Below are 8577 nucleotides of genomic sequence, written 5' to 3' on the forward strand. Positions count from 1 at the left end.
TCGAGCAACTCGCCGAAATGTCCGCGAGAGACACCAGACAGGGCAGGATGGGAGCAGGCCGCACGGGCCCAGGTCAGCTTCACAACTCACCCAACCCGTGCGGCCCTTCTCATGTCACGGCCCGACCAGGCCCGCTCGAATTTCCCCCAAGGTCGTTAGAGGCGGCAGCGTCGGTGGGCTGTGCTGTCGTGGACTTTGACGGCGGTCGCTGTTTCGTCGATGTCGATACCGCGGATAAGCGCGAGTTGGCCGATGTCCGCGCCGGTGACCGCGTGGATGGTCAGGGCTGTCGCGTGCAGTGGGTGCGCCACTGTGGTCAGCCGTGAGGCGAGGACGTCTGTTGGTATCCGCTCATGTCCTTGCGCGGGCGGTGCGTCGCGCCTCGTGGAGGCGAGCTCGGGTGCGCCCTGGCATCGGGTGCGTGCGGGACGGTCGATGACCGTGCTGGCGGGCGGCGTCTGATGGGTGATCCATTGCCCGTCGCGGTGTGACGGTTTTGGAGGTCGGTGTTGCCCCGTGCTTCTGGTACCTGTCGGCGGACACCCTGTCTGGCCCAGAGCGATACGGGCGTGGGGGAGGGTGTCGATGAGGCGGTGTGGGGTTTCTTCGAGGAGTGTTCTCAGGGCGGGGGTGACCGGCTGGTGCCAGAGGAGGGTGAGGCGGGTACCGCACCGCTCGCGCAGGGCGAGCAGTTGTCTCTGGCGGGCGGTGGTGCGACGTCTCATCAGAATGTCACGATGACTTCTCAGTTGTGTGCCGTCGGTTCCTGCCGGTCATGCTGCGTTTTGGGTGACGAGCGGTGCGAAGTGCGAGTGACGCAGCGCGAGAAGTTCCAGGACATCTGAATGAGATTTCCTACCTGTGTTCCACTCGTAATCTGTCATGGCAGCTCGAGAAGTCGAAGCCAGGAGCTGACCGAAGGGTGCCTTCGCAGCAGGGTTCGGCGTTTCCGCTCAGTCATGCCGCCCCAAACGCCGAACACAATGCGGTTGTCGAGGGCGTCGGCACGGCATTCGGTTCGTACCATGCAGACGGTCTTCTGTCTGTCTTGTGCTGCAGCCCTGACGAACATCTCGTCGGAGTCGACTGTCCGGCGTGCCGCATGGGTTGACCGCTCAGTTGCCCAGGCCACGCCGAACTCCTTCGTGTCCTGGTCCCCGCCCCACTTCAATGGTCAGGTGGTCCGCTCGGTCGACGAAGCGGCTGCCCTGAGGAAGCTCACGCGCCACGTCTCGGCGGAATGATCCGCGGACTTTCTCCAGTTGAACCAGCCCTCTCGCGTGTACCCAGGTGCGCAGGGCGACCGCCAGGTACCCCACCACTGTGACTCCTGCCGCAACCACATACTCCGGCATCGCTCCATGCTCCGTTCGCTGCTCAGTAGAAGTAGTCACAGAGGAGTGCCGTCAGGATGGCGCGGGCGTGACGTCGCCCGCCCGTTTTTCTTCTCGGCGGCATTCGAGGATCGGGCCCTACTAGGGCGTGTATCGAAAGCGGATCTTGAGCATTGGATGATCGTGCTTCGTGGCGCGGGGAGATCTCACGGACGAGCAGTGGGCAGTACTTGAGCCGTTGTTGCCAAGGGGCAGGAAGTCCGGTCGGCCGCGGGTGTGGACGAGGCGACAGCTGATCGACGGCATCCGTTTCCGGATTCGCACCGGTGTCCCTTGGCGGGATGTTCCCGCCGAGTACGGGCCATGGGGCCGGGTGTACGACCTGTTCCGCCGGTGGCAGCGGGACGGTAGCTGGCATCGGATCCTCTCTCGGCTCCAGTCCCGGGCTGACGCGGAGGGTGGCATCATGTGGGACCTCAATGTCGACTCCACGGTGTGTCGAGCCCATCAGCACGCGGCCGGAGCCCGGAAGCAGGGTGAACTGCAAAAGGAGCCGCCCGGAGGCATCGCCGTCGAACCCGGTGACCACGGCCTGGGACGCTCGCGCGGCGGCCTGACCACCAAAGTGCACCTGGCCGTCGAGCAGGGACAGAAGCCCATGTCGATAGTCGTGACCGCCGGGCAGCGGGGCGACTCTCCACAGTTCGAGACCGTTCTGGAGCGTGTTCGGGTCCCTCGCCTCGGGCTGGGAAGGCCCCGTACCCGGCCCCGGCGGGTACGTGCGGACAAGGCGTACGCGTCCCGAAAGAACCGCGCCTGCCTACGCAGGCGCGGTATCCGCTGCACCATCCCTGACAAGGCCGACCAGGCCCGCAACCGCACGAAACGCGGATCCCGCGGTGGCCGGTCACCGAAGTTCGACCCCGTCGACTACCGCGCGCGCCACGCAGTCGAGTGCGGCATCAACCGACTGAAAAGACAGTGGCTGTGACGGGCACAACCCACACGCCGTCTAGGGCATGGGCGGATCGAACAGGTCCAGCTCGGCCGGCGTCGGGGCCTCGAACTGACTCTGGCACTCTCTGAGCAGCTCGGTCGTCAACACGACCGAGCCCGGATCCTGGTTGCGGAGAGCGATGCGCCGCTCCAGTTCCGCCATCGGCACCTTGAGGTAGCGCAGTTCGACCTCGACCCCGAGCGCGCGAGCTCGGAGCCGCTTCTCATCGCGTTCGGGACGCTGCCAGAACCCATTCTCCAAGATCACAACGGCTCCAGAAGCCAGCAGATCCTGGGCGTGCTGCCACAGGCGACGTTCGACGCGGTCCCGGGCCTCACCGTCGAAGAGGTCGAAGCCCAGCTCCGCAAGCCACTCGTCCGGGCACAGACGCACAGCGGACAGTTCCCGCTCCAACCTCTTGGCCACCGTGGTCTTCCCGGCACCGGGAAGGCCGCACAGGAGTACCAGTCTTGGCCGTCGGTCGTCCATGATCATCTACCCCTCATCGATCCCTCGTGGAGATCATCGCTCCCGTCGCGATGAGGGAGAAGCAAGTTTCAAGGGCCCGTTTAGGAGACACGCACTCAAGATCCACTTTCGATACACGCCCTAGCCGGCGAGGGCCCGGCAGGGCGACCGGTGCGCGATGTGGCCCGCCAGCTCCTGGCCCTGGACGAGCGACAACGACCGGGAGATCCGCGAGGCTTTCCGGGCCGACGACCGCGCCGAGATCGCACGCCCGTTCCGGGGCGGGATCGACGACCACCGCACGGTCTACGGGGCTTGCACCGGGCCGGACTGGTCCCAGCCGGGGGTCAGCTCCTCCCGGTGGACGTCCTCGGCGTGGACCTGCTCGCCGCAGGTCTCGCAGACCGTGTGGGTGACGAGTTGGTGGTCCCGGTGACGGATCCGGCTGGGCGGCGCGGTGACGACCCAGCGGTCGCCCCAGCCGATGAGCTCGCGGGTGATGCCTCCCAGATCGCGCCCTGCCTCCGTCAGGTAGTAGCCGCTGTAGCGTGCGTCGTCCGGCAGCGGGCGCCGTTCGAGGATGCCGCTCTCCACCAGCGCCTTCAGGCGCGCCGCCAGGCGGTCCGTGGGGGCGCCGGTGTTCCTGGCGATCTGCCGGAACCGGTGGTTGCCGAGCATGACCTCGCGGATCGCCGGCAGGGCCCATCGGTCGCCGATGATCTGTAGGGCGGCGGCGAGCGAGCAGGGGCGTCCGGTCATGTCCTGGGGATCGATGCGCGTGGTCACGGCCCCAGTATCACCCCGGTAGGGTTTGATTTCCAAATCACTCTGTGTTTGGCTTGCGCCATGACTGCTATGCTTCGATTTTCAAAGCGTCCTCGAACGGCCGCCGCAGTCGTCCTGGTGGCCGTCTTCATGACCAACCTGGATCTGTTGATCGTCAACGTCGCGCTTCCGGCCATGGGAGCGACCTTCTCCGGGGGGCGGCAGGGGCGCGACCCTCGGTTCGCTGTCCTGGGTACTCAACGCCTACGCGATCACCTTCGCCGCGCTGCTGGTGGTGGCCGGGCGTGCCGGTGACCGCATAGGCCAGCGGCCGGTCTTCCTCACCGGGATCGCCGTCTTCACCCTCGCGTCGCTGGGCTGTGCCCTGGCCCCGAACCTGGGGACCCTCGTCGTGACCCGGGTGGTGCAGGCCGTCGGGGCGTCCGCTCAGATTCCGACGTCCCTGGCCCTGCTGCTGGCGACGGTGCCGGCCGAGCGCCGTACCCAGGCCACCCGGAGCTGGGCTGCGGTCGGCGGACTCGCCGCGGCCGCCGGGCCCGTCGTCGGCGGCCTGCTGGTCGAGGTGGACTGGAGGTGGGTCTTCGCCGTCAACGTGCCCATCGGCATCGCGGCGCTCGTCGCCGGCCGATCGGTCCTGCCGAAGCCGGCCGCCCGGGAGCCCGGACCGCTGCCCGACCTCCTCGGCGCCCTGCTGGTCATCTCCTCGCTCGCGGCACTGTCCGGGGCACTGGTGCAGGCACCCGACTGGGGCTGGACGAGCGGCAGGACCGTACTGCTCCTGGCCGTTGCCGTGGTCAGCGGCGTCGCGTTCGTCCTGAGGTCCCTGCGGTACCCCCACCCGCTGTTCGAGCTGCACCTGCTGCGGCTGCCGCGCTTCGGAGCGGCGAACGCGGGCACCCTCGTCTTCGGCGTCGCCTTCGCGATCATGCTGCTGTCGAACGTGCTGTGGTGCCAGGAGGTCTGGCATTGGAGCGCGCTGCGCACCGGTGTCGCCCTGGTCCCCGCTCCCGCGCTCGTGCCGGTCGTCACCCTTCTGACCGCCCGCGCCGCGCAGCGCTTCGGGCACGGTCCGCTGGTCGCCGGCCGCGGGTTGCTGTTCACCGGCGGCATGGTCTGGCTCGCGTGCTTCGCGTCCGTCACGCCGGACTATCTGCGTGACCTGCTGCCCAGCCAGGTGATGACCGGTGCGGGTATCGGTCTGACCCTGGGCACTCTGGTGGCCGCCGGTGTGCACGCCCTGCCGGGGCACCGTGCGGCGACCGGGTCGGCGCTGGTCAACTCCGTCCGCCAGATCTCGGTCACGGTCGGCGTCGCCGTCCTGGTCGCGGTGGTCGGCTCCCACGTAGGTGCCGCCTCACGTCCCGACTTCCGGATCGTCTGGTGCGTAGCCGCCGTACTGGGCCTGTCGACGTCGGCGATCGGTGTGCACCTCAGCCGTGGCGGCGGCTCGGGCCGGACGGCGTCCGCCGCGTCGAAGGAGCCCGAGGCGGATGCGCGGGCTCTGACGGGCGCGTCCAGACCGACGACTTTCCCTTCGTTCGGCGGCAGTTGGGGCCGTGCCGGCGTTCGGACACGACGGGCGTCAGGAGGTCAGGAGGATACGTCGGCTGGGCTCGACAGGGATCTTCCACGGCCGCCCGCTCGACCTCCGGCAACAGCGCGGGGAGCGGGTCCACGGCAAGGCCGCCTTTGGTGAGTTCGGCTGCGGGGGAGTGGAGTTCGGCGACGATGCCAGCGGTGGTCACCGAACCCTGGCCCCTGCCCATGATGTTCAGGTCGGCCGCGCGCAGCAAGGTCCTCGTGGCGCACATGGTCGCCGCAGGCCGAGCAGGTGACGACAGGGGCCAGCTCGTTGCCGCAGACGTGCTCGATCACCATGGGGCGGTCGCCGTCCTCGCGCAGATGGCGGTCGCCCCACGCCATGAGGGTCATCAGCACCGGCGCAAGTTCGAGACCCGCTTGAGTGGGCCGGTACTCGAAGCGCTGCGGGCGCTCGCTGTAGGCGCGCTTGACCAGGATCCCGGCCTCGATGAGCCGGCGCAGCCGCGTGGCCAGGATGTCGCGCGGGGCGCCGATGTTGCGCACCAGCTGGTCGAAGCGGCCGTTGCCGAGGCACCCCTCGCGCAGGACGAGCAGGGAGTACTTCTCGCCGACGAGCGCGAGGGTGTCGGCGATGGAGCAGGGGCGCGGATCTTTCGTGGCGGCCATGACGCCCAGTCCAGGGTGGTTTGATTTTCCAAGTCACCGAGCTATAGTGAGTTTGATTTTCCTACTCATCGGTGATCGCGCCTGGCGGCCCGCCCGTCGCCCCGGCGGCCAAGGAGGCCCGCACCATGCGTGACGCAGTCATCGTCGAAGCCGTACGCACGCCGATAGGCAAGGGCAAGCCGAACGGCGCCCTCGCGCACGTCCACCCCGTGGAGCTCCTCGCCCACACCCTGCGCACCCTCGTCGAGCGTTCCGGCGTCGATCCCGCCCTCATCGACGACGTCATCGGCGGCACCGTCGACCAGGTCGGCGAGCAGGCCATGAACACCACTCGGTACGCCGTGCTGTCGGCGGGCTTCCCCGAGACGGTCCCGGCGACCACGGTGGACCGCCAGTGCGGCTCCTCCCAGCAGGCGGTGCACTTCGCCGCGCAGGGCGTCATCTCAGGCGCGTACGACATGGTCGTCGCCTGTGGCGTCGAGTCGATGAGCCGGGTGCCGATGCGGTCGAACGTGCCCGCCGGCAAGGACCCCTTCGGCCCCGGAGTCGCCGAGCGCTACCCGGAGGGCCTCGTCCCGCAGGGCATCAGCGCCGAACTCATCGCCGCCAAGTGGTCCATCACGCGCGAGCGGATGGACGCCTTCGCCGTCTCCTCGCACCACAAGGCGGCCGCCGCCTGGGACGCCGGCCTGTTCGACGCCGAGACCGCGCCCCTGGAGGGCGTCACCCGCGACGAGTGCGTACGGCCCGGCAGCACCCCGGAGATCCTGGCCGGCCTCAAGCCCGCCTACTACGAGCCCGGCTTCGGCGAGCGCTTCCCACAGATCGAGTGGAACGTCACCGCGGGCAACGCCAGCCCCATCAACGACGGCGCCTCGGCCGTCCTGATCACCTCCAGCGAGACCGCGGCCCGCCTCGGCCTGCGCCCCCTCGCCCGCCTGCACAGCTTCGCCGTCACCGGCTCCGACCCGCTGCTGATGCTCACCGGCGTCATCCCGGCGACCGAGAAGGTGCTGCGCAGGGCGAACCTGCGGCTCGACGACATCGACCTGTTCGAGGTCAACGAGGCCTTCTCCAGCGTGGTCCTGGCCTGGCAGCAGGAGACCGGCGCCGACCTCGCCAAGGTCAACGTGCACGGCGGCGCGATCGCCATCGGCCACCCCCTCGGCGCGAGCGGCACCCGCCTGACGACCACCCTGGTCCACGCGATGCGCGAGCGCGGCGCCCGTTACGCCCTGCAGACGATGTGCGAGGCGGGCGGACTCGCCAACGCGATGGTGCTGGAGGCGGTCTGACGGGACGTCCGAGTGCGGGCTGCCCGTCCGGTGGACCGACGAGGTGCTACAGGGTCGCGGCCGACACCAGCAGGGCCACGTTCACGGCGCCCGCCAGGCCCATCGCGATCAGCACGTCGGCCCGCACGTGGCGCAGGAGCCTGTGGCGCAGCGGCCGGTCACGGTCGTCCGGCGGGCCGCCGGGCTCGCCCCCGACGGACCTGGGGGCGAGCGACAGACTGTAACGGTCGCTGGTGAGTGCCGAGTGCAGGTAGATGACGTATGGCATCACGGTGGCGCCGACGATTCCGCCGGCCAGCACCAGGCTCTCGGCCCCGGACAGGCGCGGCACCAACCCGTCGGCGGCCGTGGACAACGGGGCACCGGTGCCGAGTACTTGGCTGAGAAGGAGCGCCAGCAGACAGGCCAGGGACGCCGTCATGAGCACCTCGAACCGCCGTCGCCCCCGGCCGCGTATCGGCACGGGCACGAGGAACAGGCGCCAGGCACCTTGCTACGACGTTGGCAGAACCGTCCGTCGCGAGAAGACACTTATCGCCCTACAACAGTCGAAAGGTCAAAGAACAAGCTGAGCCTTAAAAGCTAGCGGCTCGACTGGTAGCAGGTGAACAGTCGAGCCCACCGTCAGCGTGCCGAATCAGTTGCTCGGGCATAGGAGGCCCACCGCGCTGGCACTCATCGACCAGCGCCGGTGGAAGGGCCAGAAGGGTCCAGCTGGCCAGATTTTTGGACGGGCGGGGCGCGCAACCCGCCCGCCCCCAGTCCGACTCGACAACGAGGTTGGTGTCCAGCCGGATGTAGGGCTCGGCACGCTGGCACCGGCGAGTGTGGCACCGATCCGTGCGGCGAGCGCCGGGGCGATCCGCGCCGACAGCCTCGGCCCTCTCATACTCACCGGCCCGGCCCTTGCGGCAGGTCTGGGCCGGTGAGGAATCCGAAGGCGAGGGGGCTCCAGACCAGTACCCCCATTCCGTAGCGCTGGCAGACGGGCAGGAGCGAGGCCTCGATCCCGCGGCCAGAATCGAGTAGGGCGGCTGGTCGGTGCGGAAGCGTCCGAGGCCGCGACGCTCGGAGACGTGGTGTGCCTCGACGATCTCCTCGGCCTGGTAGTTCGAGCAGCCGAAGGCGCGGATCTTTCCCTGGTGCACGAGGTCGCTGAGCACCGAGAGCGTCTCCTCGATGTCAGTGGAGTGGTCGGGGGAGTGGACCTGGTAGAGATCGATCCAGTCAGTGTTTAGGCGCCTGAGGACGCGGATGAGCGTGATCGGGTCGCGGGAGAGGACCGCGTCGATCCAGGCCTTGAAGATGTAGATGCAGTCCTCGATGCCAGCCTCGTACTCGGCGTCCTCGTGCTCGACGGCGGATGTCATAAACCCGGGGCATCTTGCGCCACTCGTACTACAGCAGCAGATCTTGAGTGAGTGATCGTTCTTGGACGGCGTGTTTCCAGGGACGGAGTCGTGCGGGGAGTGGGTCGTCGCGGCGGCGG

At 68.6% G+C, this 8577-nt stretch carries 7 protein-coding genes and 3 pseudogenes; 3 read left to right on the forward strand and 7 right to left on the reverse strand.

Annotation, left to right across the window (positions count from 1 at the left end):
• Nucleotides 1-155: 155 nt before the first annotated feature.
• Nucleotides 156-725 carry a hypothetical protein gene (locus ABZV38_RS38425; RefSeq protein WP_356333373.1) on the reverse strand — a complete coding sequence of 190 codons (570 nt, stop codon included), beginning with the start codon at nucleotides 723-725 and terminating at the stop codon, nucleotides 156-158.
• Between the two features lie 48 nt (nucleotides 726-773).
• A pseudogene (locus tag ABZV38_RS38430) lies at nucleotides 774-1132 on the reverse strand (WhiB family transcriptional regulator).
• Nucleotides 1133-1524: 392 nt separating this feature from the next.
• Between ABZV38_RS38430 and ABZV38_RS38435 the strand changes: the two are divergent.
• Nucleotides 1525-2325, forward strand: coding sequence for an IS5 family transposase (locus tag ABZV38_RS38435; protein ID WP_356333375.1), 801 nt, complete (start codon nucleotides 1525-1527; stop codon nucleotides 2323-2325).
• A gap of 21 nt (nucleotides 2326-2346) precedes the next feature.
• Here the strand turns inward: ABZV38_RS38435 and ABZV38_RS38440 are convergent, their stop codons facing one another.
• Together ABZV38_RS38440 and ABZV38_RS38445 are read right to left on the reverse strand one after the other, a co-directional pair.
• The gene (locus tag ABZV38_RS38440; protein ID WP_356333377.1) at nucleotides 2347-2826 is read right to left on the reverse strand and encodes an ATP-binding protein; all 480 of its coding nucleotides are present in this window, start codon (nucleotides 2824-2826) and stop codon (nucleotides 2347-2349) included.
• Nucleotides 2827-3105: 279 nt separating this feature from the next.
• On the reverse strand, nucleotides 3106-3585 hold the full coding sequence (locus ABZV38_RS38445) for a helix-turn-helix domain-containing protein (RefSeq protein WP_356333378.1): 480 nt from the start codon (nucleotides 3583-3585) through the stop codon (nucleotides 3106-3108).
• 265 nt (nucleotides 3586-3850) lie between these two features.
• Between ABZV38_RS38445 and ABZV38_RS38450 the strand changes: the two genes are divergently transcribed.
• Complete coding sequence (locus tag ABZV38_RS38450; RefSeq protein ID WP_356333382.1) at nucleotides 3851-5281, forward strand: MFS transporter; 1431 nt, start codon at nucleotides 3851-3853, stop codon at nucleotides 5279-5281.
• Between the two features lie 89 nt (nucleotides 5282-5370).
• Here ABZV38_RS38450 and ABZV38_RS38455 read toward each other — a convergent pair.
• A pseudogene (locus tag ABZV38_RS38455) lies at nucleotides 5371-5793 on the reverse strand (helix-turn-helix domain-containing protein); the annotation flags it as partial.
• A gap of 125 nt (nucleotides 5794-5918) precedes the next feature.
• Here ABZV38_RS38455 and ABZV38_RS38460 point away from each other — a divergent pair.
• Nucleotides 5919-7088: a thiolase family protein gene (locus ABZV38_RS38460; RefSeq protein WP_356333380.1), complete on the forward strand. Its 1170-nt coding sequence runs from the start codon at nucleotides 5919-5921 to the stop codon at nucleotides 7086-7088.
• A 46-nt stretch (nucleotides 7089-7134) separates the two neighbouring features.
• On the opposite strand, the gene ABZV38_RS38465 is transcribed toward ABZV38_RS38460, so the two are convergent.
• Together ABZV38_RS38465 and ABZV38_RS38470 are read right to left on the reverse strand one after the other, a co-directional pair.
• The gene (locus tag ABZV38_RS38465; RefSeq protein ID WP_356333381.1) at nucleotides 7135-7557 is read right to left on the reverse strand and encodes a divalent metal cation transporter; all 423 of its coding nucleotides are present in this window, start codon (nucleotides 7555-7557) and stop codon (nucleotides 7135-7137) included.
• A gap of 452 nt (nucleotides 7558-8009) precedes the next feature.
• Nucleotides 8010-8335: pseudogene (locus ABZV38_RS38470) on the reverse strand (aldo/keto reductase); the annotation flags it as partial.
• Nucleotides 8336-8577 lie beyond the last annotated feature (242 nt).

Source organism: Streptomyces sp. NPDC005181 (genome assembly GCF_040608395.1).
Lineage (GTDB): Bacteria > Actinomycetota > Actinomycetes > Streptomycetales > Streptomycetaceae > Streptomyces.